General features: G+C 73.4%; 17 protein-coding genes and 2 pseudogenes. 5 read left to right on the plus strand and 14 right to left on the minus strand.

The genetic code is table 11. The features are described from left to right. Positions 1–298: 298 nt before the first annotated feature. Complete coding sequence (locus IF55_RS15875) at positions 299–1,096, minus strand: SDR family NAD(P)-dependent oxidoreductase (protein ID WP_048832027.1); 798 nt, start codon at positions 1,094–1,096, stop codon at positions 299–301. Positions 1,097–1,194: 98 nt separating this feature from the next. Between IF55_RS15875 and IF55_RS15880 the strand changes: the two genes are divergently transcribed. Further along, positions 1,195–1,866, plus strand: a complete 672-nt coding sequence (locus tag IF55_RS15880) for a TetR/AcrR family transcriptional regulator (RefSeq protein ID WP_048832028.1) — start codon at positions 1,195–1,197, stop codon at positions 1,864–1,866. Between the two features lie 92 nt (positions 1,867–1,958). On the opposite strand, the gene IF55_RS15885 is transcribed toward IF55_RS15880, so the two are convergent. The 4 genes from IF55_RS15885 to pdhA all read right to left on the minus strand — a co-directional run bounded on the left by IF55_RS15885 (position 1,959) and on the right by pdhA (position 6,819). Continuing rightward, on the minus strand, positions 1,959–2,780 hold the full coding sequence (locus IF55_RS15885) for a helix-turn-helix transcriptional regulator (RefSeq protein WP_169767218.1): 822 nt from the start codon (positions 2,778–2,780) through the stop codon (positions 1,959–1,961). Positions 2,781–3,140: 360 nt separating this feature from the next. Then, positions 3,141–4,598 carry a dihydrolipoamide acetyltransferase family protein gene (locus IF55_RS15890; RefSeq protein ID WP_030887175.1) on the minus strand — a complete coding sequence of 486 codons (1,458 nt, stop codon included), beginning with the start codon at positions 4,596–4,598 and terminating at the stop codon, positions 3,141–3,143. A gap of 24 nt (positions 4,599–4,622) precedes the next feature. Next, positions 4,623–5,603 carry an alpha-ketoacid dehydrogenase subunit beta gene (locus IF55_RS15895; RefSeq protein WP_030887177.1) on the minus strand — a complete coding sequence of 327 codons (981 nt, stop codon included), beginning with the start codon at positions 5,601–5,603 and terminating at the stop codon, positions 4,623–4,625. A gap of 1 nt (position 5,604) precedes the next feature. Next, positions 5,605–6,819 (minus strand): pyruvate dehydrogenase (acetyl-transferring) E1 component subunit alpha, encoded by a 1,215-nt coding sequence (gene pdhA, locus IF55_RS15900; protein WP_030887181.1) that lies wholly within the window; start codon positions 6,817–6,819, stop codon positions 5,605–5,607. 348 nt (positions 6,820–7,167) lie between these two features. On the opposite strand from pdhA, the gene IF55_RS15905 reads away from it, so the two are divergent. From IF55_RS15905 to IF55_RS15915, 3 genes are all read left to right on the plus strand, one after another. Further along, complete coding sequence (locus IF55_RS15905; RefSeq protein ID WP_030887184.1) at positions 7,168–7,827, plus strand: response regulator; 660 nt, start codon at positions 7,168–7,170, stop codon at positions 7,825–7,827. Positions 7,828–8,058: 231 nt separating this feature from the next. Further along, positions 8,059–8,475 (plus strand): pyridoxamine 5'-phosphate oxidase family protein, encoded by a 417-nt coding sequence (locus IF55_RS15910; protein WP_030887187.1) that lies wholly within the window; start codon positions 8,059–8,061, stop codon positions 8,473–8,475. 264 nt (positions 8,476–8,739) lie between these two features. Continuing rightward, positions 8,740–9,882 carry a phosphotransferase gene (locus IF55_RS15915; protein ID WP_048832047.1) on the plus strand — a complete coding sequence of 381 codons (1,143 nt, stop codon included), beginning with the start codon at positions 8,740–8,742 and terminating at the stop codon, positions 9,880–9,882. 182 nt (positions 9,883–10,064) lie between these two features. Here IF55_RS15915 and IF55_RS15920 read toward each other — a convergent pair whose 3' ends face one another. After that, entirely contained in the window at positions 10,065–11,711 is a 1,647-nt protein-coding gene (locus IF55_RS15920; protein ID WP_037966203.1) for a protein kinase domain-containing protein, read from the minus strand. Between the two features lie 269 nt (positions 11,712–11,980). Here IF55_RS15920 and IF55_RS15925 point away from each other — a divergent pair, with 269 nt between their 5' ends. Further along, positions 11,981–13,864, plus strand: a complete 1,884-nt coding sequence (locus tag IF55_RS15925) for a protein kinase domain-containing protein (protein WP_030887194.1) — start codon at positions 11,981–11,983, stop codon at positions 13,862–13,864. Positions 13,865–14,090: 226 nt separating this feature from the next. On the opposite strand, the gene IF55_RS15930 is transcribed toward IF55_RS15925, so the two are convergent. The 8 genes and pseudogenes from IF55_RS15930 to IF55_RS15965 all read right to left on the minus strand — a co-directional run bounded on the left by IF55_RS15930 (position 14,091) and on the right by IF55_RS15965 (position 26,143). Continuing rightward, positions 14,091–14,657 (minus strand): bacterial proteasome activator family protein, encoded by a 567-nt coding sequence (locus IF55_RS15930; RefSeq protein ID WP_030887197.1) that lies wholly within the window; start codon positions 14,655–14,657, stop codon positions 14,091–14,093. A gap of 293 nt (positions 14,658–14,950) precedes the next feature. Continuing rightward, positions 14,951–17,944 carry an ABC transporter permease family protein gene (locus IF55_RS15935; RefSeq protein ID WP_030887200.1) on the minus strand — a complete coding sequence of 998 codons (2,994 nt, stop codon included), beginning with the start codon at positions 17,942–17,944 and terminating at the stop codon, positions 14,951–14,953. Between the two features lie 344 nt (positions 17,945–18,288). Next, positions 18,289–18,993, minus strand: a pseudogene (locus IF55_RS15940) (ABC transporter ATP-binding protein); the annotation flags it as partial. 410 nt (positions 18,994–19,403) lie between these two features. Beyond that, positions 19,404–20,432 (minus strand): hypothetical protein, encoded by a 1,029-nt coding sequence (locus IF55_RS39415; RefSeq protein ID WP_157854512.1) that lies wholly within the window; start codon positions 20,430–20,432, stop codon positions 19,404–19,406. Positions 20,433–20,703: 271 nt separating this feature from the next. After that, positions 20,704–21,681 (minus strand): NAD(P)H-quinone oxidoreductase, encoded by a 978-nt coding sequence (locus IF55_RS15950; protein ID WP_030888587.1) that lies wholly within the window; start codon positions 21,679–21,681, stop codon positions 20,704–20,706. Between the two features lie 516 nt (positions 21,682–22,197). Next, entirely contained in the window at positions 22,198–23,289 is a 1,092-nt protein-coding gene (locus IF55_RS15955) for a potassium channel family protein (protein WP_030888589.1), read from the minus strand. A gap of 497 nt (positions 23,290–23,786) precedes the next feature. Then, a pseudogene (locus IF55_RS15960) lies at positions 23,787–25,292 on the minus strand (molybdopterin molybdotransferase MoeA); the annotation flags it as partial. Further along, positions 25,289–26,143, minus strand: coding sequence for an NTP transferase domain-containing protein (locus IF55_RS15965; RefSeq protein ID WP_030888597.1), 855 nt, complete (start codon positions 26,141–26,143; stop codon positions 25,289–25,291). The gene IF55_RS15965 and the pseudogene IF55_RS15960, both read right to left, overlap by 4 nt. Positions 26,144–26,146: the final 3 nt, after the last annotated feature.

The raw sequence follows: 26,146 nt of genomic DNA on the forward strand, positions 1-26,146 counted from the left end.
TCCCCCCACCCCTCGTACGTCTCTCCCATCTCTCTCGCCTCGCCCCTCTCACCCATCTCATTCGTCGCGTCTCTCTCATGTGTTCCGCCCCCTCCTGTCGGCCCCGCCAGCCCCTGCCGACGCGGCAGGGAGAGCAAACCGGCAGGCGGTCCAGCGGTCAACGAGCCCGACGGGGCACGGGCGGAAACCTGCCAAGGTCCACAACGGGTCCACAACGGGTCCACAACGAGATCCACGACAAGGTGCACGAGCAAGGTCCGCGGCAAGGCCCCCGAAGGGAGGTGGCGGCGGCGTCCGCTCAGATCTGCATCTCGCCGCCGTCGACGTACAGATTGGCGCCCAGGAAGAAGCTGCTCCGCTCGGAGGCGAGGAACGCCACGGCGTCGGCGACCTCCTCCGCACTGCCGAGGCGGCCCAGCGGGACGCCCGCGGCGAACTGCGCCTTGACCGCTGCCGCGTCCTCCCCGTCCACCAGGCTGTCGACCCCCGGGGTGTCGATGGAGCCCGGGGAGACGGCGTTGACCCGGATGTTCCGAGCCTTCAGCTCGTTGGCCCAGGTCCGGGCGTACGACCGGATCGCCGCCTTCGAGGCCGCGTACGTGCCGAACGCCGCGACGCCGTCGCCGGCGCGCACCGAGGAGGTCAGGATCACCGACGCGCCGTCGTTGAGCAGCGGCAGCGCCTTCTGGACGGTGAACAGCGTGCCCCGCACGTTGGCGCCGAAGATCGCGTCGAAATGCTCCTCGGTGGTCTGCTCCAGCGTCGCGAACGACCCCGTGCCCGCGTTGGCGAACAGGACGTCCAGGCCGCGCCCTCGGGCGGCGACCGTCTCGTACAGGCGGTCCAGGTCGGCCGGGTTCGCGATGTCGCCGACCACCGCGGTGGCCCGCGCCGGGCCGATGGCCTCGACGGCCGCGTCCAGCACCGCCGCGCGCCGGCCGGTGATGAACACGTGCGCCCCCTCGTCCGCCAGCCGGTGGGCGGCGGCCAGGCCGATGCCCGTGCTGCCGCCGGTGACGACGGCGGTCTTGCCTTCGAGCGAACCCGCGAGCGTGCCTGCGCGTGTGTCGGCGCGTGTGTCCGCGAGCTGTCCCATGTCGAAATGACCTCCACGACTTTTTACGTACCGATCGGTACCGAATTTGAACGTAACACATCTGAACCGATCGGTACGGAAGAGGTAGAGTCGAGGGCATGGACAGGACGGCGGAGACGCGGGCAGCCGCTGAGACGCGAAGAGCGGAAACGCGGGCGGCCGAGACGCGGCGGAAGGGGCCGGTCGGCCGGCCCAGGGGCTTCGACGCCGACGAGGCGCTCGAACGCGCCATGCGGGTCTTCTGGGAACAGGGCTACGAGGGCGCCAGCCTCACCGACCTGACCAGCGCCATGAACATCACGCGCACCAGCATGTACGCGGCCTTCGGCAACAAGGAGGAGCTGTTCCGCAAGGCCCTGGAGCGCTACACCGAGGGCCCCGCCTCGTACGGGGTCCGGGCCTTGCGGGAGCCGACCGCCCGGCAGGTGGCCACGGCGTTCCTGCACGGCGCCGTACGGGCCACCACCCGCCCCGACTGCCCCGCCGGCTGCCTCGGCGTGCAGGGCTCCCTCGCCGCGGGTGCCACGGGCGGCCACGCCCGCGACACGCTCGCCGCGTGGCGCGACGAGCACACCGCCCACTTCCGCGACCGCCTCCAGCAGGCCGTCGACGAGGGCGACCTGCCCGCCGACGCCGATCCCGGCGCGCTCGCCCGCTACCTCATGACCGTCGCCAACGGCATCGCCGTCCAGGCCGCGGGCGGCGTGCCGCGCGAAGAGCTCCAGCGGGTGGCCGACCTGGCCCTGCGCGCCTGGCCGCCGGTCGGCTGACGGGCAGCGGACCGGCCGGCCCGCCGGCCCCCGTTACGGCTCCAGGGGCCCGCTACGCCTCCCGGGCTCCCGTTACGACTCCCGGACTCCCGCTACGCCGCCGCCTCGTCGCCGTCCAGCAGCGGCGTGATGAACACGAACCGCAGGTCCGTGCGTTGTATCGGCAGCAGCACGTGGCTGATCACCCGGATCTCCCGGCCGCCGTGGTACGGCAGGCGCAGCCGGAAGACATGCCCGTCCCGGTGCTCCACCACCTCGCTGTCCCGCGCCCAGATGCGGCGGCACTCCGCGTCGGCGTCCAGCACCTCCCGGACCAGGGCGCGCAGCTCGGCGTTGTCCGGGTTGCTGTTGGCGGCGACGCGCAGCATGGCCAGGTACGTACGGGCGCAGCTCTCCTCCCAGTCCAGCATCTGCTCCCGCGCCTCCGGGGAGAGCAGGGCCCAGCGGATGAGGTTGGCGCCGGGCCGTACGGACCAGGGGAACCACTCGGCCATCAGGCCGTTGACCGCGACCACGTTCCAGGCGATGTCCGAGAGGTACGCGGGGTAGGTGACCTGCTGGTCCAGGAGCGCCTTGACGCCCTCGGGCAGGTGGCGCGGGTCCCGGGGCGACTCCTCCGGCGGGCGACGGCCGCAGACGCCGAGGAAGAGGGTGAGGGTCTCCGCCTCGCTCAGGCGGAGCGCGCGGGCGACCCGCAGCAGGAAGGCCTCCGAGAAGTCCTGGCGGCGGCCGGCCTCCAGCGCGCGGTACCAGCCCTCGCTGACGCCGGTCAGCCGGGCGACGTGGGCCTGCGAGAGGCGGCGGCCGGGCCGGGGCTGCACGCCGCGCAGCTCGCGAACCTGCCGGGCGTCCACCCGGGCGCGCCAGGCGCGGAGGAGGCGGCTGATGGATTCGCCGTCCGCTGCCTCGGTCAAAGGTCCTCCAGATCCGACACTGCAAGTGTCGGTCAATCGTAGGTAAATTCCCCAGCACGGGCGATACCACCACCCCTCCCCCGGTGGGTCCCCCAGGCCGCTCACGCCTGACAAGGGTCCCGGACGCGGTGCTCTCTCCTCGCTGGAGGGGGGTGAGGAGTGGGCCGTCCGGGCCCTCTCTTCCCGGCCCCGGGCTCGGGGTCCGCGGGGAGGTTCGACTTCGGACAGTCGCGGGGGTCTGTCCGAACACCCGCGGGGGCCGGTCGCGCACGACGCGCGACCGGCCCCCGCGGCATGTATCCGGGGCGTCACCGGCCCGCCGGGACGTCCCGGTCGGGCCACGCGGCACTACACCTCGCCCTAGCCCCAGGTGATCAGCCGCTTCGGGTGCTCCAGGACCGCCGCCACGTCGGCGAGGACCTTCGAGCCCAGCTCGCCGTCGACCAGCCGGTGGTCGAAGGAGAGCGCCAGGGTGGTGACCTGGCGGGGCTTGACCTTGCCCTTGTGCACCCAGGGCTGGAGCTTGACCGTGCCGAACGCCAGGATCGCGGACTCGCCCGGGTTGAGGATGGGCGTGCCGGTGTCGACGCCGAAGACGCCGACGTTGGTGATCGTGACCGTGCCGCCGGCCATGTCCGCCGGGCTGGTCTTCCCCTCGCGGGCCGTGGCGACCAGGTCGCCGAGGGCGGCGGACAGCTCCGGGAGGGTCTTGGCCCCCGCGTCCTTGATGTTCGGGACGATCAGGCCGCGCGGCGTGGCGGCGGCGATGCCCAGGTTCACGTACTCCTTGCGCACGATCTCCTGGTTCGCCTCGTCCCAGGCCGCGTTGACCTCCGGGTGGCGCCGGATCGCGACGAGGAACGCCTTGGCGACGAGGAGCAGGGGGTTCACGCGGAGCCCGGCCATGTCCGGGTCCGACTTGAGCTCCTGTACGAGCTTCATCGTGCGGGTCACGTCCACGGTGACGAACTCCGTGACGTGCGGCGCGGTGAAGGCGCTCGCGACCATCGCCTGGGCGGTGGCCTTCCGTACGCCCTTGATGGGGACGCGGACCTCGCGCGCGGCGGTGTCCACCGGGCGGGGGCCTGTCTCCGGGGCGATCTCAGGGGCGGCCTGGGGCTCCACCGGCGCGGGCGCGGCGGCGGCGTGCACGTCCTCGCGGGTGACGGTGCCGTCCGGGCCGGTCGCGGTGACCGAGGCCAGGTCGATGCCGAGGTCCTTGGCGAGCTTGCGGACCGGCGGCTTGGCCAGCGCCTTCGCCGTGCCCGCGGCAGGAGCGGCGGGGGCCTCCGGGGCGGGCGCCGCGCCGTGCCCGTTCAGCTCCGGCTGGGCCGGGGCCGAAGGGGCCGAATGAGCCGAGGAAGCAGAAGCCCCCGGCTGGGGCTTGCGGGCCCGGCGCTTGGTGGAGGACGGCGCGGCGCCGTAGCCGACGAGCATGGCCTGCCGCCCCTCGCCCGCGGCCTCGCCCTCCGCCGCGGCGGGCCGGTCCTTCGGCGGGTAGTACGTCTGCTGGTCCGGCACCGTCGGCGCCGGCTCCGCCGGGCCCGCCCCCGGCCGGGTGTCCACCACGATGATGGGGGTGCCCACGTCCACCGTGGCGCCCTCGTCGAAGCGCAGCTCGTGCACGGCTCCGTCAAAGGGGATGGGCAGTTCGACGGCGGCCTTGGCGGTCTCCACCTCGCAGACCACCTGCCCGTCGGAGACGGTGTCCCCGGCGGCCACGTACCACTTGAGGATCTCGGCCTCGGTGAGCCCTTCGCCCACGTCCGGCATCTTGAACTCGCGAAAACGCTGGTCGTTCGCTGTGCTCGCAGTCATCGTTCCGTGCTCCCCTCAAGCCCTTCAGTACGCCAACGCGCGGTCGACGGCGTCCAGTACCCGGTCCAGTCCCGGAAGGTACTCGTCCTCCAGCCGCGACGGCGGGTACGGCGCGTGGTACCCGCCGACGCGCAGGACGGGGGCCTCCAGGTGGTAGAAGCACCGCTCGGTGATCCGCGCGGCGATCTCGGAGCCGGTGCCCAGGAAGACGGGCGCCTCGTGGACGACGACCAGCCGGCCGGTCTTCTCGACCGACGCCTGGATGGCGTCGAAGTCGATGGGCGACATGGACCGCAGGTCGAGGACCTCGATCGACTTGCCCTCCTCCTCGGCGGCCGCGGCGGCCTCCAGGCAGGTCTTGACCATCGGGCCGTAGGCGGCCAGCGTCAGATCGGTGCCGGCGCGGGCCGTACGGGCGGCGTGCAGCGCGGCCGGTACGGCGGAGCGGTCCAGCTCCGACTTGTCGTGGTAGCGCCGCTTGGGCTCGAAGAAGATGACCGGGTCATCGCTCTGTATGGCCTGCTGGAGCATCCAGTAGGCGTCGGAGGCGTTCGACGGCGATACGCACTTGAGGCCCGCGACGTGCGCGAAGAGCGCCTCGGGGGACTCGCTGTGGTGCTCGACGGCGCCGATCGCGCCGCCGTAGGGGATGCGGACGACGACCGGCAGCTTGATCTTGCCGAGCGCGCGGGCGTGCATCTTGGCGAGCTGGGTGACGATCTGGTCGTACGCGGGGAAGACGAACCCGTCGAACTGGATCTCCACGACGGGGCGGTAGCCGCGCAGCGCGAGGCCGATCGCGGTGCCGACGATGCCGGACTCGGCGAGCGGGGTGTCGATGACCCGATCCTCGCCGAAGTCCTTGTAGAGGCCGTCGGTGACGCGGAAGACGCCGCCGAGCTTGCCGACGTCCTCTCCCATGATCAGGACCTTGGGGTCGTTCTCCAGCGCGGTGCGCAGCGAGGCGTTGATCGCCTTGGAGATCGAGAGCTTCTCGGCGGCCATGTCAGTTGCCCTCCTCGGCGAACGACGCCTGGTAGGCGGCGAACTGGGCGCGCTCCTCGTCGACGAGGCCGTGCCCGTCGGCGTAGATGTGCTCGAAGATCGCCATGTTGTCGGGGTTGGGCATGTTCCGTACGGCGTCGCGCACCCGCTTGGCGAGGGCGTCGCTCTCGGTCTCCAGCGCGGTGAAGAACGCGTCGTCCGCGGCGCCGGTCTTCTCCAGGTAGGTGCGCAGCCGCTGGATCGGGTCCTTGGCCTCCCACAGCTCGCGCTCCTCGTCCCGCCGGTACTTGGTCGGGTCGTCGGAGGTGGTGTGGGCGCCCATGCGGTACGTGAACGCCTCGACGAGCATCGGGCCCTGCCCCGTACGGGCGCGCTCCAGGGCGGCCTTGGTGACGGCGAGACAGGCGAGGACGTCGTTGCCGTCGACGCGCACGCCGGGGAAGCCGAAGCCCTGCGCGCGCTGGTAGAGCGGCACGCGGGTCTGCTTCTCGGTGGGCTCGGAGATCGCCCACTGGTTGTTCTGGCAGAAGAACACGACGGGGGCGTTGTAGACGGCGGCGAAGGTGAAGGACTCCGCCACGTCGCCCTGGCTGGACGCGCCGTCGCCGAAGTAGGCGATGACGGCCGAGTCGGCGCCGTCCTTGGCCACGCCCATCGCGTAGCCGGTGGCGTGCAGGGTCTGCGAGCCGATGACGATGGTGTAGAGGTGGAAGTTGTTCTCGTTCGGGTCCCAGCCGCCGTGGTTGACCCCGCGGAACATGCCGAGCAGGTTGGTCGGGTCGACCCCGCGGCACCAGGCGACGCCGTGCTCCCGGTAGGTCGGGAAGACGTAGTCGTCGGGGTTGGTCGCCCGGCCGGAGCCGATCTGGGCGGCCTCCTGGCCGAGCAGCGAGGCCCACAGGCCCAGTTCGCCCTGGCGCTGGAGCGTGGTGGCCTCCGCGTCGAAGCGCCGGGTGAGCACCATGTCGCGGTACAGACCCCGCAGCTCTTCGGGGGTGAGGTCGATGGAGTAGTCCGGGTGCTCGACCCGTTCGCCTTCCGGCGTGAGCAGTTGCACCAGTTCGGGCCCGTCGGCCCGCGCCGCCGCCGTCTTCGCGGTCTTCGCGGCCGTGGCGCTCTTCGCGGCCGTCGCGGTCTTCGTGCTGTCGGCGGACTTCTTCGCGCTGGTGCGCTTGCTGCTGCGGCGCGGTGTGCGCGCCGTGCTTTCCGCGGTCACGTGTGCTCCTCCGTCTGTCCGGCCCCCGGGGTCGCCGGCGGCCAGAGGGGGTCCCTCCCACCGTGAGGCGGGAGAGGCTCGCTCGGTGTCCGACGGCACACAGGGTGGGTGTGCCGAGGCCGGAACCGGGCGTGACAGGCGCCCCGGCGAATGGCCTGCAACAGGCACGTTACCCAGTGCGTCACAACTCTGCGAAACCCCATCTGACCTGCGATTTTGCTTGGATTTCCAAGTAAATCGGGAAAGCGGGGAAACGCCACTGGTCACAGCCTTGCAGGCGGCCGGAACGACGGCACGTTATCCCGAGTAACAAGAGCAGGGGAAGACTTCGTGTGTGAGACTGACTTCGTGCGCGAACCTAGAAAAATCACTGTATTTCTACTCGATGACCATGAAGTCGTCCGGCGCGGAGTCCACGAGATGCTCTCCGTCGAGGAGGACATCGAGGTGGTCGGCGAGGCCGGCACGGCGGCCGACGCGCTGGTGCGCATTCCGGCCACCCGGCCCGATGTCGCGGTGCTCGACGTGCGGCTGCCGGACGGCAGCGGCGTCGAGGTGTGCCGCGAGATCCGCTCGCAGAACGAGGACATCAAATGCCTGATGCTGACCTCCTTCGCCGACGACGAGGCCCTTTTCGACGCGATCATGGCAGGCGCCTCCGGCTATGTTCTCAAGGCGATCCGCGGCAATGAACTGCTGTCCGCCGTGCGAGACGTCGCGGCCGGGAAATCCCTGCTCGACCCCGTCGCCACCGCCCGCGTCCTGGAGCGGCTGCGGGACGGCAACGCCCCCAAGGGCGACGACCGCCTCGCGGGCCTGACCGAGCAGGAGCGCAAGATCCTCGACCTGATCGGCGAGGGCATGACCAACCGGGCCATCGGCGAGCGGCTGCACCTCGCCGAGAAGACCATCAAGAACTACGTCTCCAGCCTGCTCTCGAAGCTCGGCATGGAGCGGCGCTCGCAGGCCGCCGCGTACGTGGCCCGGCTCCAGGCCGAGAAGCGCTGAGGAGCGGTGAGCAGCGGTGAGCAACGCCGCGAAGGTTGAGCGGACCGAGAAGGCCGAGAAGGCTGGGAGACGTTGAACAACGCTGAACGACGCTCGGAATTACTGATCTGCGGCGCGCCCCGCGGCACGCGCCCCAAACCGCCCCACTACGCCGCAATCGGGACCAACGTCCCTGACCAAAAGGGCGGGTGTCCCTACTTGGCCCGTACCAAGGCGGGCAGAGTAGTGCCTATGCCCACCCACGAATATCGAGCGATCGACCTCCTCGGCCGCACCCCCTACGGCCGGGTCTCGGTGAGCATGCGCGCCCTGCCGTTCGTCACCGTCGCCCGCCACATCGTGGTGGGCGGACACGTCATGCTGCGGCTGCACGGCGGCTTCGGGTACGCGCAGGCGTGCGACGGCAGCGTCGTCGCGTACGGCGCGGACAACATCGGCGACGGCGACGCCCAGGTCTGGACCGTGCAATTCGTGGGCACCGCCAAGAGGTTCACCCCCGGCACCCGCGAGCTGGAGCTCTTCGGAGCGGCCCCGCGCACCGCCGACGGGGCGCCCTTCGACCCCACATACCTGTGCGTCGAACCGCAGTTCATCACCGTTCACCACCTCGGAGACGTCCCAGCGCGACGACCCGTGCACTCAGCGTGATCTAACATCTGGCAGGTGCCACGCTCACTTGTCGCCCCCGCCGGGGCCCTTCCCCATGCCCCCGCCCGGCCCTCCGGCCACGCTCCCGCCTCCGGCCACGTTCCCGCCCCGAGCCGCGGAAGCGATTCCGCACCGGGAAAGAGCAGTTCCGCTCGCGGAACGAGCGGAAAGAACGGTTCAGCTCCCCGCAGAAGCGATTCCGCTGGCGGAAGAGGCGAATCCGCGCGGGGCCGGGGCGCCCCCGACGGGCCCGACAGCACCACCCTGCGCGCCCTGCTGCGCCGCTACGAGCGCGTGGGCGAGGCCCTGACCTGCGAGCCCCTGACGCAGGGCCTGCTGAACCGCGGCTACCACCTGGCCACCACGCACGGCCGGTACTTCCTCAAGCACCACCTCGGGGCCGACAGCGCCGACCGCTCGGACGGCACCGAGCGCGCCGATGGCACCGACGGTGCCGACGGCTCCGTTGACCGCGCCGCCATCGCGCGCCAGCACCACGCCACGCTACGGCTGCGCGCGCTCGGCCTGCCGGTCGCCCCGCCCGTCGCCGACCGCGACGGCCGCACCGTCGCCGTCGTCGGCGGCCGCTGCTACGCGCTGCACCCCTGGGTCGAGGGCCGGCACCGCGACGGGTCCGACCTCTCGGAGCCGCAGTCGGGCCGCCTGGGCGCGCTGCTCGGCCGGGTGCACACCTGCCTCGAAGAGGTCATGCCGGGGCCGCAGAGGGGCGCTGAGGGGCCGTCACGCCCCGATTCCGCCGGTAGCGCCCCACCGGCCCCGTGGGACCCGCCCGCGAAGGCCCCCCAAGCCGTCCAAGCCGCCCAGGCCGCCCAGGAGACCGCCGCCCGGGCCGAGGACACCTTCGCCCTCATCGAGGAGCTGCTGGCGCTCGTACGCAGCCATCCGCGCGATGTCTTCGGGGAGCTGGCCGAACACCGGCTCGTCGAGCGGCGCCGCCTCCTGGCGCGCCACGCCCACCGGCGCCCCGCGCCGTCCGCCACGCCCGCCCGGGGCTGGGTGCACGGCGACTTCCACCCCCTCAACCTCCTTTACCGGGGCGGCGAACCGGCCGCGATCGTCGACTGGGACCGGCTCGGCGTCCAGCCCCGCGCCGAGGAGGCGGTGCGCGCCGCGGCCATCTTCTTCGTACGCCCCGGGGGCACCCTGGATCTCGTGAAGGTACGCGCGTACGCGCGCGCGTACCGGGCCGCGACCGGCGCGGACAGCGCCGAACTCGCCGCCGCGGCACACCGGGTGTGGTGGGAGCGGCTCAACGACTTCTGGATGCTGCGCTGGCACTACCAGCTCGACGACCGCCGCGCCGACCCGGGCTTCCCCGCGTCGTCGGCCCTGTCGGTGTGGTGGACCCGCGAATACGCGGCCGTACGCGGGGCGTTCTGCGACTGAGCGGCGGCGCGGGGCGGCTACCGCGAGGCCGCGCGATGAGGCGGGCGCGAAAGAGCCGGGGGCCGCGCCGCTCAGCGCTGCCCCCGGCTCCTCGTACGGACCGGCATGAAATAGACCGGAATGGAACGGAATGGAACGGGATGGACCGGCATGGACGGCCCGGAACGGACCGGCCCGTGGCGTCAGTCGTCGTCGCTTCCTGAGCCGTCCCCGCCGCTGCCGCCGGTCTTGCCGGGGTCCGGGTTGCCGCCGCCCGGGGGCGGTGACTGGTGGCCGCCGGTCGGGCCGCCCGTCGGCTTGTCGCCGCCGCCGGAGGTGGGCGGGGGCGTCGTGGGGTTGCCCGTGGAGTGCGTCGGGGTGTTCTTCGGCGGCGGCGTGGTCGCCTGGTGCGTGGGCCGGTTCGTGGAGTGGTACGTCGGGTACCCGCCGCTGCCCTCGCTCCGGCCGTCCGACTCGCCGCCGGTGGGGTCGGTGTCCCCGTACGTCTGCGACTCCTCGTCCGAGGGCGTCTCGGAGGGCTTGTCGCTCGGCGACTGCGTGACGGTCGGGGACGGGGTCTGCTTCGGCTTCTTGCCCTCGCCGCCGTCGACGCTTTGGATCGCGATGACCACGCCGACCGTGATGGCGATCACCGCGAGGGCCGCCACCAGCCAGATCTTGCTCCGGTTGCCCTTGGGCGGCGGCCCGGAGCGCCCGTCGAAGCCGCCGTCGTCACCGCCGCCGCCCCCCATGCCGGGCGGCAGGATGCGCTGCTGGGAGGTGTCGCCGTGCCGGGGGTGCGCCATGGCCGTGGTGGCCGCGATGCCCATGGCGGGCGTACCGGAGGCCATGTGGGCGACCGGGCCGGTGTCCCAGGTGCCGGTGTGGCCGCCGGTCTCGTTCAGCATCTGGAGCGCGTACTGGACCAGCCCGCGCATCTCCTCGGCGCTCTGGAACCGGTCGTCCGGGTCCTTGGCGAGGGAGCGCATGACGAGCCCGTCGAGCTCCGGCGGCACGTCCCCGGAGACCTGCGACGGCGGCACCGGGGTGTCCTGCACATGCTGGTAGACCACCGACAGCGGCGTCTCGCCGGTGAAGGGCGGGCGCAGCGCGAGGAGTTCGTAGAGCAGGCAGCCGGTGGCGTAGAGGTCGGAGCGGGCGTCGACGGTCTTGCCGAGCGCCTGCTCCGGGGAGAGGTACTGCGGCGTGCCCATGACCATGCCGGTCTGGGTCATGGTGGACGCCGCGCCGTGCAGGGCGCGGGCGATGCCGAAGTCCATGACCTTGACCGCGCCGCTGTTGGTGATGATCACGTTGGCGGGCTTGATGTCGCGGTGCACGATGCCGTGCTGGTGGCTGTAGGCCAGGGCCTCCAGCACGCCGGAGACGATGATCAGCGCCTGCTCGGGCGGCGGGGCCTCCGCGTTGAGCAGCAGTTCGCGGATGGTGCGGCCCTCGACCAGCTCCATCACGATGTACGGCACCACGTTGGGGCCGCCGGCGCCGTAGCCGCCGGGGGTGGTGACCGTGTCCTCGCCGGAGTCGTAGACGGCGACGACGGCGTGGTGGTTCAGTCCCGCGACGGACTGGGCCTCGCGGGTGAAGCGGGCCTTGGAGACGGGGTCCTCGGCGAGGTCGGCGCGGAGCAGCTTGACCGCGACCGTACGGCCGAGGCGCACGTCCTCCGCGGCGAACACCTCCGCCATGCCGCCGCGGCCGAGGCGGCCGGTCAGCCGGTAGCGGCCGTCGCCTACGAGCCCGCCGTTGCCCCACATCTCCGGCGAATCAGGCATGCCCGCCCCGGTGGCGTCCGGGTCGGACGGCTCCTGGGCGTTCTGCGTCTGTGCCATCAGTCCTCGCCGTCAGTATCTGCCCGCTCGCGTGGGGGGCGGTACGGTCTTTCGTTAAGGCACGCTACAGGCTTCGCGCCACCCGCCGATCCCTGATGGACGGGTCATCCAACCTGTCGCGGCCCCGGCGAGGCAAATCCCGTGGCGGCTTCCCGCACATCCGGTCACGGAACGGGCACGTGGCTTGACGTGTCGGTGGCCTGGGGCAGACTTGGCCGCGATACAGAGGTCCAGTAGATCAGGCACGTGCGCCGAGGGGGAAGTCGACAATGAGCCAGGACGGCGCACGGGGCCGCTATACCGGCCGGGCGATCGCCGGCGGCCGCTACGAGCTGCGCGATCTGCTCGGCGAGGGCGGCATGGCCTCCGTGCACCTGGCGCACGACACGGTGCTGGACCGGGACGTGGCGATCAAGACCCTCCACACCGAGCTGGGGCGCGAGGCGTCCTTCCGCGAACGGTTCCGCCGCGAGGCCCAGTCGGTGGCCAAGCTCACGCACACCAACATCGTCTCGGTCTTCGACACGGGCGAGGACGAGTTGGACGGATCGACCATGCCGTACATCGTCATGGAGTACGTCGAGGGCCGGCCGCTACGCTCCGTGCTCGACGCCGACGTCCGGCAGTACGGCGCGATGCCCACCGAAAAGGCGCTCAAGATCACAGCGGATGTGCTCGCCGCGCTGGAGGTCAGCCACGAAGTCGGCCTCGTGCACCGGGACATCAAGCCCGGCAATGTGATGATCAGCAAGCGCGGCGTCGTCAAGGTCATGGACTTCGGCATCGCGCGGGCCATGCAGTCCGGCGTCACCTCCATGACCCAGACCGGCATGGTCGTCGGCACCCCGCAGTACCTCTCCCCCGAGCAGGCGCTGGGGCGCGGCGTCGACGCCCGCTCCGACCTCTACTCGGTCGGCATCATGCTCTTCGAGCTGCTGACCGGCCGGCTCCCCTTCGACGCGGAATCGCCGCTGGCCATCGCGTACGCGCACGTACAGGAGGAGGCGTCGGCGCCGTCCGCCGTCAACCGGTCCGTCCCCCCGGCGGTGGACGCACTGGTCGCGCGCGCCCTGCGGAAGAACCCGAACGAACGTTTCCCCAGCGCGGAGGCGATGCGCGACGAATGCGACCGGGTGGCCGGCGCGGCGCGGACCGGCGGCGCCCCGCTGATCGTCTCGGGCGGCCCGCCGGGGCGCAGCGGGGCGGGCGTGGGCTCGGCGGTGTTCCCGCCGGTCGACGGCGCGCCCCCGCCGCCCCAGGACGTGCGCACGCCGTACCAGTCCCCGCAGCCGCAGTCTCCTCACCCGCACTCTCAGTTCCCTCAGCCCCAGCCCCACCCGCATCCGCAGTTCGGGGGCGGGTACGGGCCCACGCCGCCGCATCTGCAGCAGCCGCTCGCGCCGCAGCACCAGCCGCATCCCCAGCAGGGGTACGGCTACCCCGGGCCGTCCACCCCGCCCCCGTACCCGATCGACCCGCGGCCGCCCGTGCCCGCGCCGGCCCCGGCGAGCGGCGGGCGGCGCGGCGGCGGCAAGGGGCTCATCGTCGCGGTGGCCGTGGTCGCGGCGCTGGCCGTGGGCGGCGTGTTCATCGCGATGGCGGTGAACAAGAACGACGGCGGCAAGAGCGACCAGGCCGAGAGCAGCGACACCAACAGCGGCGGAGGCGGGGGCGGCAACGGCGGCCGGCAGCAGAGCGGCGGCGGCACCGGTACGGACAACTCCGGAGCGTCCGCGAACGGGCAGGGCCAGGGTCAGGGGCAAGGCCAGGGACAAGGTCAGGGGCAGGGGGCGGACGGCGGGGGAGGGCCCGGCGCGGCCTCCGACGCGGGGCCGGACGGGGCCGACACGGTCAAGCAGGGCGACCAGACCAAGACCATCAGCAAAGAGAAGTGCACGAACGCGTACGACTACTTCAACGACAAGACGAAGAAGGCCGCGCCCGACCTGAAGTTCGTCTACATCAACTCGGCGAAGGACTGCCTCACCGCCGCGGGCTGGCGCTACCGCGTCGAGTACACGGACGAGAGCACCTGGGGCAAGGGCACGGTGATGAGCCAGACCCCCGCCAACGGCGACCCGTTCGACCCGAAGTCGCCCAGCGACCTGTTCGTCCTCACGGTCTCCACGGGCAAGCGCCCCAGCGGCAACTGAGCCCGGTGCCGGGACCGGGGCCGGGACCGGGACCGGGACCGGGGCCTCGCGAGGGCGAAGGCGGCCCGCAGCGGGGCGGGCGACGGCGCGCGAGCGGTGGAAGCGGCGCGAACGCGGCTGCGCCCGCGTGTGGCGTCCGGTGGGCCGGACAGCACAGGCGGGCGCAGGATCGATGATTCGCCGCTGTCGAGCTTGTTCTGGGCTGAGCTGAGCTGAGCTGGGCTGATTAAAGGTACGGGCCGGAGCGGGCGCCGCCGCCGTGCTGGATGCCCGTCTCCTCCTCCTCGCCGAGGCTCACGCCGGGCGGCAGCGCGCGGCGCATCTGCTCCAACTGGGCGCGCGCCGCCATCTGCTGGGCGAACAGCGCGGTCTGGATGCCGTGGAAAAGGCCCTCCAGCCAGCCGACGAGCTGGGCCTGGGCGATGCGCAGCTCGGCCTCGGTGGGGATCGAGTCATCGGTGAAGGGCAGCGAGAGCCGCTCCAGCTCCTCCACCAGCTCGGGCGCGAGCCCGTCCTCCAGCTCCTTGACCGAGCTGGCGTGAATGTCCTTGAGCCGGGCCCGGCTGGCCTCGTCCAGAGGCGCCGCCCGTACCTCCTCCAAAAGCTGCTTGATCATGCTGCCGATGCGCATGACCTTCGCGGGCTGTTCCACCATTTCCGTCACCGGGACCTCGCGCGACTCGTCGTCACCCTCCCCGCCGCCGGGGTTGGCGCTGCCGAGAGCCATCCCGTCCGGGCCTACCACCAGGACCTGCGGGCTCTCCTGCGACCGTTCACTCCTCGGCATATCCATGCCGCCATTCTCTCGCACCCGAACCTCCCCACATTGGTGCCCCCGAAAGCGCCTGATCCACCCCCGTGCGCCCCTCTATGTCGATTTTCGTCTCTGCCGCAACAGGCCGCACGGCGTGGCGGTGACAGACCGCACGGCGTGGCGGGCGGACCACCCGCCGCGGCGGTCCCGACCACCCGCCGCGCCGGTCAGGCCGCTCACCACGACAGTCAGGCCACCCGCCGCGCCGGTCAGACCGCCCACCGCGCCGGTCAGACCGCCCGCCACGACAGTCAGGCCGCCCGCCGCGCCGGTCAGGTCGCCCGCCGCGGTGCGAGGAGGCGGGAGCGCGTGCACAGGGCCGCGAGCAGCCCCGCCAGCACCGGGACGCCCACGGCGAGGGCGGCCAGCGTCGGCCAGGGCAGCTCGACGGGGGTGTACGCGGAGGACATCGGGCTCTCGCGCATATGGGCGAGGGCGTGCCGGCCCTCGGCGAGCCGCAGCGCGACGGCCGGCAGCACCCCGGTGACCGTGCCGAGCAGTACGCCCATTCCGGCGACCACCGCGCACTGGAACCCCGTATACAGCCGCCGTACCCGGGGCGCCGCCCCGACCGCGCCGAGCGTGGTCAGATCGGCCTCGGCGTCGGCCTTGGCGAGCCCGGTGGCGATGGCGGCGGCGCCGATGGTGACGATGCCCGCGAAGACGGCGAGGAGCAGCAGCCCCGCGTTGCTCGTCTCGGGGTAGCCGCGCTCGACGTAGAGGTCGGTGGCCGCGTCGCCGTGCGCCAGCTCGGCCTCGGCCCGCCGCTGCTCGTCCCGGGTGGGGGTGCGGCTGACCGGGAAGAACGAGCCGGAGGGCGCGGTGTGCAGGCCCAGCCGGTGGGCGAGGGAGGCGGGCAGCACGAGCCGGATGCCGGGGGTGTCCGCGTAGGAGTCGGGCGCGGTGTACGTGTCCAGGGAGACGCGCGTCGGCTTCTGGTCCGGGCGTGGCCCGGTGGGCCCGCTGTGCAGCCCGGTGATCTTCAGCGTGAGCCGGCCGCCGCGCGCGTACGCGGGGTTGAGCAGCACCGGCCTGCCCTCGGCCAGCGCCCGCTCGGCCGCCGGGTCCCGCAGCCCGATGTAGTTGCGCAGCAGGCGGGCGTCTCCGACGACCGTGCTGTCCTCGATGTCGCCGATGATCGAGGAGCCGATGCCGTAGTCCACGCAGCGCGGGGTCCGCATCAGGTCCCGGTGTTCCGCGGCGCTCAGCCCGGCGGCGATCCGCGCGCCGTCCGGGCCGCGCAACGGGCACTCGTTGCCCCGGGGCCGTACCAGCTCGATGGAGCCGCACTCGACCGCCTCCTGGGCGTAGCAGTCGCCGCCCGCCCACACGCGCTCGACGTCGGCGCGCTCCCCGGAGACCGGCAGCATGCGTTCCACGGTCCGCCGCAGCGCCGGCAGCGCCTTCTCCGGGTGGCCGCCCTGGTCGGCGTAGGCGTCGACCATCAGCGCGACCGTGCGGGGCTGAAGGCTCGGCACATAGCCGAAACGCTGCTCCGCCTGCAAGCTCACCGAATACGTCGCCACCGCGACCGTCCCCGCCACCGCCGCCAGCACGGCGCTCACCGCGGGCGCGGTACGCCCCCGGTTCCGGGCCGCGTCGCGCAGCGCCAGCCGGGGCGTCAGCGGCAGTCGGCGGCCGAGCCGCCCGCAGGCCCCCACCAGCGCCGGTACGAGCGCCAGCACCCCCAGCTCGGCGACGACCGAGCCCGCCGCCACGACCAGGGAGTCCAGCCCGGTCAGCGCGGCGGTGACGGCCAGCCCCGCACCCAGCAGCAGCGCCGCGAGCCCCAGCACCGGCAGCGTACGAGAGGACCGGCGCACCCCGCGCCGGTCCGTCAGCGAGACCAGCACGGACTGCCGGGCCGCGACGACCGCGGGCGCCAGCGCCGCCAGTACGCCCGTGAGCAGCCCGGTCGCGCCGATCGCGAGGAGTTCCAGCGGCCGGACGTCGAGCGCGCCGAAGCGCCGCCCCGCCCACTGCTCGATCAGCGGCCGGCCCAGCGCCGTCACCCCGAGCCCGCCGGCCACCCCGAGCACGGCCCCCACCGCGCCCAGCACCACGCCGCCGGCCAGCACCACCGCCCGTACCTGCGCCCGGTCCCCGCCGCACACCCCGACGAGCCCGAGCTGGCGGCGGGAACGGCGGGCGCCGACCGCGAAGGCCGGCCCCGCGAGCAGCACGATCTCCAGCAGACCGAGCGCCCCGACCACGGCGAACGACGCGTTGCGCCATGTGACGAGATCGGACCCGCCGGCCCCGCCGCCCGGCCCGCCGTACGCACCGCTGTAACCGGACCCCGACACGCCGGCCATCACCCGCGCCGCCGGGACCTCAGCCACCGGCGGCGGGTGCAGCGCCACCTGGCGCGAGTAGACGACCGCGCCGCGCCGGTTGGCGGCGAGCACATCGCCCCACGCCACGCTGTGGCTCCTCGTCGTGACGTAGTACTCCTTGTCCAACGGGTGCGGCGGCGCCGCGACCGCGTCCCGCTTCGCCTGCGCCCGCCAGGGCGCGATGACTGCGCCCGGATCGGCGAAGAGCACCTCCGCCGCCAGCTCGCCCGGCAGCTCCAGCTCCCCGGTGATCCGGAACACCTGGTTCAGCCCTTTGACCCTGGTGTGCGAGCCCACGTGCAGCCCCGACGCTTCGAGGTACGCGCCGGTGGCGGCCATCTCGTCGGGCCCGGACGGGAAGGCGCCCCGGTTGAGCCGGACCTTGCCGCGCATCATCGGATCGGCGACACGCAGCTCGCGGATGGTCGAGTGCAGGAGGCTGTGGGCGCTGTGGACCAGGCCGTCGACGTCCTGGGAGGTGAGCACGTGGGCGCCGGGCGGCAGGACGGCGGGGACGTCGACGGGGCGGGGGTCCACGGGCACGACGCCGCTGTCGTCCTGCTCCTCGCCTTCTGGGTCCTCGCCTTGGCCCTCGCGCTGCGGGTCCTCGTCGGCCTGGTCCTCGCCGGCTTGTTCCTCGCTTTCATGGTGGTAGTCCGAGGGTCTGCCGTACCGCTGCGCGTTCGGCGTCTGGACGAGGAGGACCGGCCCGAAGCCGCCGTCCGTGAACCGCGCGTCCGCCGCGCCCAGCGCCCGGTCCACCGTCTCCTTCCGCGTCGGTTCGCCGCTGCGGTAGATGACATCCGCCGCGGTCACGGCGAGCACGGGCAGCGCGATCATCGCCACGACGAGCACGCTGCGCGCCTTCGCCCGCAGCGCGTCCCGGCGCGCGATCCGCAGGGCGGCGCGCCAGGCGGGGAGGTTGGGCAGCCGAGGGCGGAGATGGGAGAGACGACGGGGGAGCCGACGGGGGTGGCGGGACCGGAGGAGATGGAGGAGGCGGTGGGGGCGGTGGGGGCGGAAGCGCGGGGCGGCGGGGCGGGTCACGGGGCGGTCCGGCGGGGGGAGGGCCAGTCGGCCGCGTGGGGGGAGGGCCGGTCGGCCGCATGGGGGCCGACGGGGCGATCGGCTCGTACGGCCGGGTCATCGGCTCGTACGGCCGGGTCATCGGCCCGTACGGCCGGGCCATCGGCTCGTACCGCCGGGCCATCGGCTCGTACCGCCGGGTCATCGGCTCGTACGGCGGCTGCGGCGGCGTCGGCCCGTATGGACGTCGCGGACCGGTCGGTGGCGCTGCCGCTGCCGCGGGCGGTGAGGGTCTGGTCGACCATCGTGCCGTCGCGCAGGTACACGACGCGGTCCGCCCAGGCCGCGTAGCGCGGCTCGTGCGTCACCATCACGCCCGCCGCGCCCGCGTCGCAGCGGGCGCGCAGCAGCGCGAGGACGGCCTCCCCGGTCTGGGAGTCCAGAGCGCCGGTCGGCTCGTCGGCGAGGACCAGCCGGCGGTCGCCGACGAGGGCGCGCGCGATGGCCACCCGCTGCTGCTGGCCGCCGGACATCTCGTCCGGGAAGCGGTTGGCGACCGCGGTGAGGCCCAGCTCCTCCAGGGACTCCATGGCCTCCCGCCGCGCCTTGCGCAGGGGGTGTCCGTCCAGCTCTCTGGGGAGGGCGATGTTCTCGGCGGCGGTGAGCGCCGGGATGAGGTTGTAGTCCTGGAAGACATAGCCGATGGAACGGCGCCGGGTGGCGGCCAGCTCGCCGCGGCTGAGCCGCGCCAGGTCGCGCCCCTCGACGAAGACCTGCCCGCTGGTCGGCGCGTCCAGCCCGCCGGCGAGGGTCAGCAGCGTCGACTTGCCGGAGCCGGAGGGGCCCATGACGGCGACGAGTTCGCCCGGCATGACAGTGAGGTCCACGCCGCGCAGGGCGTGGACCTCGGTCATACCGGTGCCATGGGTTCGGGTTATCTCCTTGAGCTCCAGAACGGCCTCGCGCGAGGAGCGCCCGTACCGCCTGCCGGCCTCCCGCGTCCGCCCCCGCTCTCGCCCCCGGTCCCGGTCCCGGCCCCGTTCCCGCCCCCGTTCGCGTTCTCTGGGTTCGCCCCCTCCGCTCCGTTCCCTCCCCTTCGGCGTCGCCTTCGATATCGCCCTCGATATCGCGTTCGGCTGTGGTGGCTGAGCGGACATGGTGCGGTGTTCCCCTTGGGTGGGTCGGACCCGCCGCGTCGGCCACCTGGTCAGAGCGGCCACGGCGGGTCGGTATACCGCGTATGTATACCCGCTTTGCGCTGTTCGAGGTAGATCGGATTCGTCACCCCTCGACTGTCCGGGCACCACCCTTGTCGCCCCGGTGACCGCTGACCGTTCGGTCGGTGTCGCGGTCGGTGTCGGGGTCAGCGCCGCCGGAGCCGCAGACCGATGAAGGCCAGCCCGAGCCCGGTCAGCGCCATGCCCGTACCGAGCGGCAGCACGCGCATCACGCGGCCGGTCGGCGCGGGCGCTGCCACCGCCTCCCGCGCGGAGCCGGCGACGTTCCCGGCGGCGTTGCCGGCGACGTTCCCGGCCGCGGGCGCGTACGGCGGACGGACGGGCCGCGACGGAACGGGCGCGGGCGGCCGCACCATCGCGTACTGCTCCCGCGGCGGCCCGGGCTCCCGACGCGCCGCACCGGCGCGGTCGTCGTCGCCGGCGGGCGGGGGTGCGGCGGCCCGGGCGGACGACGGCTCGTCGGAGGCGGGGGTGGGGGCGGGTGTTGGGGTGCGGGTGGTGGAAGGGGCCGTGGAGGACGGAGTGTCGGTCGAGGGGTCGGAGGGGGTGGGGGACATCGAGGACGGCGAGGGGGAGGAGGGCTCGGCGGCCGGGGAGGTGGCGGTGGCGGGCGGGCTCGCGGGGCTCGGGCTGGTGGGAGGGGTGGGGTCGCTGGGGTCGCTGGGGCCGCCGGGGGCGAGGAGGCCGCCGCGGAGGTCGTCCGGCGAGGGGGCTCGCCCCGGCTGCGTACGGCCCTGCCAGGGCCCCGCTCCGACTCCGAGCCCGAGGCCACCGGCCGCGCCTTCCAGCCCGAGTCGGGCTCCCGCGCCCAGTCCGGTTCCAGCTCCCGGCTCGGGCCCGTAAGGACGTATCGCCGCGCCGGGAGACGCCCCCGCGCCCGGCCGTGCGGCAGCCACGCCGAACCGGCCCGCCGGCCCCGTACGTACCGCTGAGCCCGCACGTACCGCTGAGCCGGTACGGTCCCCCGCGCCCGTACGTACCGCCTGACCCGCGCGTACCGCGGTCGAGGGCGCGGACCGTTCGGCGGCGGGGGCGAGGGGCGCGGCGGGCGCGGCTGAGGCGGCGTGCGCGGCCGGGCCGAGGAACAGTGCGGGGCAGAGTCCGCCGACGGTCAGCAAGCCGACCGCGGGGAACGAGCGAAGTGCTGGAGCCACGGCTGTGCGCCTCCCGTGCCGAGCCGTCATGTCCGGTCCCAGAGTCACATGTCATGACAGAACCGGCATCTCGGACGGTTCTCCCGCTCGTCCCCGCTGCCCGCCCCGCACTACCGGCGATAGGCGATCGGCGATCTGCGATCTGCGATCTGCGACGCCTCGCGCCGTCAGGGCGACGGCACTTCGGCCCGGCGTGCCCGCGATGGCGTGAACCCATGAGCCCGAATGAGCCCACGGTTTCACGTGGAACATCCGAACGATTGGCTCGGGCTCAGGGCGTCAGCAGCACCTTGCCCACGTGGGAACTCCCCTCCAACACCTCGTGCGCCCGGGCCGCCTCGCGCATCGGCAGCGTGCTGTCCACCACCGGCTTCACGCGGCCGCTGACAATCAGCGGCCATACGTGTTCACGCACCGCCGCGACGATCTCCGCCTTCTCCTCGTGCGGCCGGCCGCGCAGCGACGTCGCCGTGACCGAGGCCCGCTTGGCGAGGAGCGCGCCGAGGTTCAGCTCGCCCTTGCGCCCGCCCTGGAGGCCGATGATCACGAGCCGGCCGTTGACGGCGAGAGCCTGTACGTTCCGGTCGAGGTACTTCGCGCCGATGATGTCGAGGATGACGTCCGCGCCCGCGCCGCCGGTCGCCTTCGTCAGTTCCTCGACGAAGTCCTGTTCCCGGTAGTCGATGAGGATGTCCGCGCCCAGTTCGCGGCAGCGCTCCAGCTTCGCCGCGCCGCCTGCCGTGACGGCGACCCGCGCGCCGACCGCCTTCGCCAACTGGATGGCCATGGTGCCGATGCCGCTGGAGCCGCCGTGCACGAGGAGCGTCTCGCCGGGCCGCAGGCGGGCGGTCTGGAAGACGTTCGACCACACGGTGGACGCGACCTCCGGCAGCCCGGCGGCCGTGACGGTGTCGACGCCGTCCGGTACGGGCAGGAGCTGCCCGGCGGGCACGCACACCTTCTCGGCGTACCCGCCGCCCGCCAGCAGCGCGCACACCTCGTCGCCGACCGCCCAGTCGCGCACGCCGGGCCCGAGCTCCGCGATCCGGCCGGAGCACTCCAGGCCCGGGTAGGGGGAGGCGCCGGGCGGTGGGTCGTAGAAGCCCTGACGTTGCATCACATCGGCGCGGTTGACCGCGCTGGCCACGACTTCGACCAGCACCTCGCCCTCGCCGGGCACGGGGTCCGGAACCTCGGCCCAGACCAGGGCCTCGGGTCCGCCGGGTTCAGGAATGGTGATCGCATACATGCTCGCGAGGCTACTCCGGGGCGGCAAGGCCGTCCCGGGCCCGCTCCGCACGCCCCCGGGGTCCGTACCGGGCTCGCTCCACACACCCCGTGATCCGTACCGGTGCGCGGCCCCCGGAGCCCGTCGCCCCTCGCCCGTCGTCGCCCGTCGCCCGTCGCCCCTCGCCCGTCGTCGCCCGTCGCCCGTCGCCCCTCGCCCGTCGTCGTCCGTCGTCGCCCGTCGCCCCTCGTCCGTCGTCCGTCGTCCGCCGTCCGCCGTCCGTCGCCCGTCGTCCGTCGTCCGGCAAGGAGCTACCGGACTGCCGCTGGTAGCCGGCGGGCGCGTGCCTGACGGAATGCCGCCGGTCGCCGGCGAGCACCTGCGTAACGGAGCACCGCCGGACGTCGGCGGGCGCGTGCCTGACGGGGCGCCATCGGCAGCCGGCGGGTGTCCGCCTGACGGAATGCCGCCGATCACCGGCAGGCGACTACGTAACGGAGCGCCATCGGCAGCCGACGGCCGATAGTCGGCCGGTGCCTAACGGACTGCCGCCGGTCGCGCCCGTACGATCGTGATGAGACGGTCCGTCGCCTTGAGGGGGCTCGCCTCGGGGTCGTCGTAGCCGAGCAGGCGGTGGCCGCGCAGTACCGAGACGACGAGGTCGTCGGTGTCCCGTACGGACTTGCCGACCTCCGCCTTCACCACTGGCCGTTCCACTATGTCGAGGCCGCTGCCCTGCTGGATCAGGTCCTCCATGACCGTGCCCGCGCTCGGGCTCAGCACGGACAGCCCCAGCAGCCGCCCGGCCGCGCTCGCGCTCGTGATCACGGAGTCCGCGCCGGACTGGCGCAGCAGCGGCGCGTTCTCCTCCTCGCGGACGGCCGCGACGATGTTGGCGGCGCGGTTGAGCTGCCGCGCGGTGAGCGTGACGAGTACGGCCGTATCGTCGCGCTGCGTCGCGATGATGATCTGCCGCGCCTTCTCGATCTCGGCGCGCAGCAGCACGTCGCTGCGGGTCGCGTCGCCGACGACGCCCGCGAAGCCGTGCCCGATCGCCGACTCGATCGCCTTCGGACTCGGGTCGACCACCACGACCCGCTCCTTGGACAGCCCGGTCGCGCATATGGTCTGCACGGCCGACCGGCCCTTGGTGCCGAAACCGACGACGACGGTGTGATCGCGCAAGGCGGACCTCCAACGGGTAAGACGCCACTGCTCACGGGTGCGCTCGGTGAGGACCTCAAGGGTGGTGCCGACGAGGATGATCAGGAAGAGGACCCGGAGCGGCGTCACCAGCAGCACGTTGGACAGCCGCGCGCCGTCGCTGTACGGGACGATGTCGCCGTATCCGGTGGTGGACAGGGTGACGGTGGAGTAGTAGACGGCGTCGAGGAAGTCGACCTCGCCGTCGGCGTTGTCGTGGTAACCGCCGCGGTCCGCGTAGACGATGAGGACCGTCGCGACCATCACCAGCAGCGCCAACAGCAGTCGGCGTATGACCTGCCGCAACGGCCCGAGGGTCTGCCGGGGGAGCTGGACGCGGTAACCGGTGTTCTCGGGGTCGTGGTGCGCGGCCGGAGGCTGAGCGGGGTCCTGACGGGCGGCCGCGTCGTGGGCGGGCAACTTCACGAGAGGGCTCCGGAGTCGAGGCCGAACGGCATCGGGGCGTCCAGTCGGCGCGGGGCGTTCAGCGTGTCATGCCCTGCGGAACGCCCGGTCAGCGGCCCCGCGGAAGGCGACGACTGCGCTGAAGGCAGCGACTCCGCGGAAGGTAGCGACTCCGCGGAAGGCGAGGGCTCCGCGGACCGAACCTCCCCTTCGGGCTCGTACGCCCAGCGCAGGTCGTCCATTGCCGGGGCGTCGGGTCCGCCAGACCTGTTCGTACGGTCAGGCGCTCCCTGCCGGTCGGGCTCGTCGAGTACGCCCTGCCAGTCCTGCGCGCCGAGCCCATCCGACTTGTCGAGGTCGAGGTCGAGGTCGAGGTCGGGGCTGGGGCTGTGGCCGGGGCCGCTTCCTGGAGCGGTACCGGGGGCGGGGTCGGGGGTGGTGCGGGCGGCGTCCGCGGAACCGCCACCGGGGTCGGCGCCCGTCCCGCTGACAGCGACATCGGCGCTGGGGTCGTCGCCCGCCACCCAGGGCAGGTCCAGCGTCTCGACGACGGCCCCCTGTTCCATACCGCCGGGCGGGATGACGGCGAGGGCGTCGGCGGCGGCGATGCCGCGCAGCATGGCGGGGCCGTGGAACCGCAGCGGCCGCACCTCGTCCCCCTGATAGGCGACGGGGACGAGGCGGGTGTCCTCGGGGTGGCCGTGGACGGCTTCGGTGAGCGGTGCGCGGTACGGGGCCGGGGCCACGCGGCCCGCGAGCGTACGCAGCAGGGGCCCGGCGAGGGTGAGCAGGCCGGAGACGGCGGCGAGCGGGTTGCCGGGGAGGCCGATGAGGTGACGGTTCGGCACGAGGTGGGAGAGGAGCATGGGGTGGCCGGGGCGTACCGCGACGCCGTCGATGAGGGATTCGGCGAAGACGCGGCGCAGCATCGGCCGAACGTGGTCGACCGGCCCGGAGGCGGTGCCGCCGGTGGTGACGATCACGTCGGCGCCGGAGGCCAGGACGGCCTCGTACAACGCCTCGTAGTCGTCCTTGAGGGTGCGGGTGGCGATGACCTCCGCGCCGAGGGAGCGCAGCCAGGGGGCGAGCATCGGGCCGAGGGCGTCGCGGATGCGGCCGTCGCGGGGCAGCCCCGAGTCCAGCAACTCGTCGCCCAGCACGAGCACTTCGACGCGCGGCCGCGGTACGACGCGCAGCGCGTCGTAACCGGCCGCGGCCGCCAGCCCCAGCACGGCCGGCGTCACGTACGTACGGGCCGGCAGGAGCTGGTCGCCGCTGCGGCACTCCTGGCCGCGCGGGCGGATGTCCTGACCGGTGGTCACGGCCCGGTCCGCGTGCAGCCAGGCCGCCGCGCCCGGCGCGCCCGGGTCCGAGACGGTGCCGTGTTCGCTGCGCAGGACGGCGGTCGCGCCGGGCGGTACGCGGGCGCCGGTGGCGATCCGGACCGCGCGGCCGTCGGGGAGCGCTGCGGAACGGGCGTGACCGGCGAGGATGCCGGGGCCGTCGGGGGCGATCCGCCACGGCCCGGGGCCCGCGACGGTCCAGCCGTCCATGGCGGAGGTGTCGAAGGGAGGCAGATCGGTGAGGGCTGCGAGGGGCTCGGCGAGCACGTGGCCGAGCGCGTCGGGGAGCTTCTTCACCACGGGTTCGAGGACGCGTACGGCCCGCTCGGCGCGGGTACGGGCGTCGTCCCAGGCGATGTTGGCGTGCGGACCGCCAGCGTCCGTATGCTCGCCGGAACCGCTGCGGCTGTCGGTGCCGCCGGCTCCCCCGGCCTCGCGAGCCGCGCCGCCGGTACCGGCGTGGACGTCACGGTCTTCGCGCGCTGCGCGGCCTCCATGAGCAGGCGCCGGAGTATCCGGATCGCCCCGCTCGCCCCGCTCGCTCCGTTCGTCCCGCCCGCTCTGCTCGCTCCGTTCGCCCCGGACGCTCTGTTCACTCCGTTCGCTCGGAACGTCGGAGAGCAACGCCAGTGCCTCGGCCGCGGCACGGTCCAGTGCGGCGTCCGCCTCCCGGCCGTTCATTCCGGCTCTTCGGCCCAGCGCGTGGCGAGCGCGGCCGCCTTGCGCGTCGCCTCGGCGACCGCTTCGGCGCCCCCGCCCTGCTGAGCGGCGGCGTAACCGACGAGGAAGGTGGTCAGCGGCGCGGCGGGGCGGGCCACACCGTGCGCGGCGTCCCGCGCGAGATCGAGGAGGGCGGCGGTGTCGACATCGAGTTCGATACCCAGTTCGGCCTTGACTGCGGCAATCCATTCATCCAACACGTTCCCATCGTCCCTGATCCTCGCGCGCGCCGCGGTGATGTCCTCCCAGGTGTCGCAGTCGAGGGAAGCCGTGGAATGCGGCACCCGAGTGAGCGAGAGCCCAGCCGTCAACCGCCGCAGCGACAAACCCCCCAGCGCCCCCTGCTCCCCACCGAGCCGCCCCAGCCCCTCCCGCAACGCCTCAGTGCGATACACGGCAACAAGCGGATGATCCCGCCCCCCGGAATCCACAACCATCACCCCATCGCCCTTCGGCCCCCCAGCCGCGGCACCCGTGGCTTCTTCGAGCGCGGTGAGCAGGGTGCGTACCGCCTCCTTGTCCAGGAAGGGCAGGTCGGCGGAGAGTACGAGCACGGTGTCGGCTCGTACGTGCCGCAGCCCGGCCGCGAGCGCCGCGACGGGGCCACCCCCGGACGGCTCCTCCCGGGTCCATGTCACCTTGGTGGCGGTCGGCCGCTCGGGGCCCACGACCACGATGCTCCCGGCGTCCGCGCACGCGGCGAGCACCCGGTTCAGCAGCGTCCGCCCACCCACGCGCACCGAGGGCTTGTCGGCCCCGCCCAGCCTCCTCGCCGCGCCACCGGCGAGCACCACCGCGTCATAACCACTCATACC

The organism is Streptomyces varsoviensis (assembly GCF_000718635.1).
Taxonomy (GTDB): domain Bacteria; phylum Actinomycetota; class Actinomycetes; order Streptomycetales; family Streptomycetaceae; genus Streptomyces; species Streptomyces varsoviensis.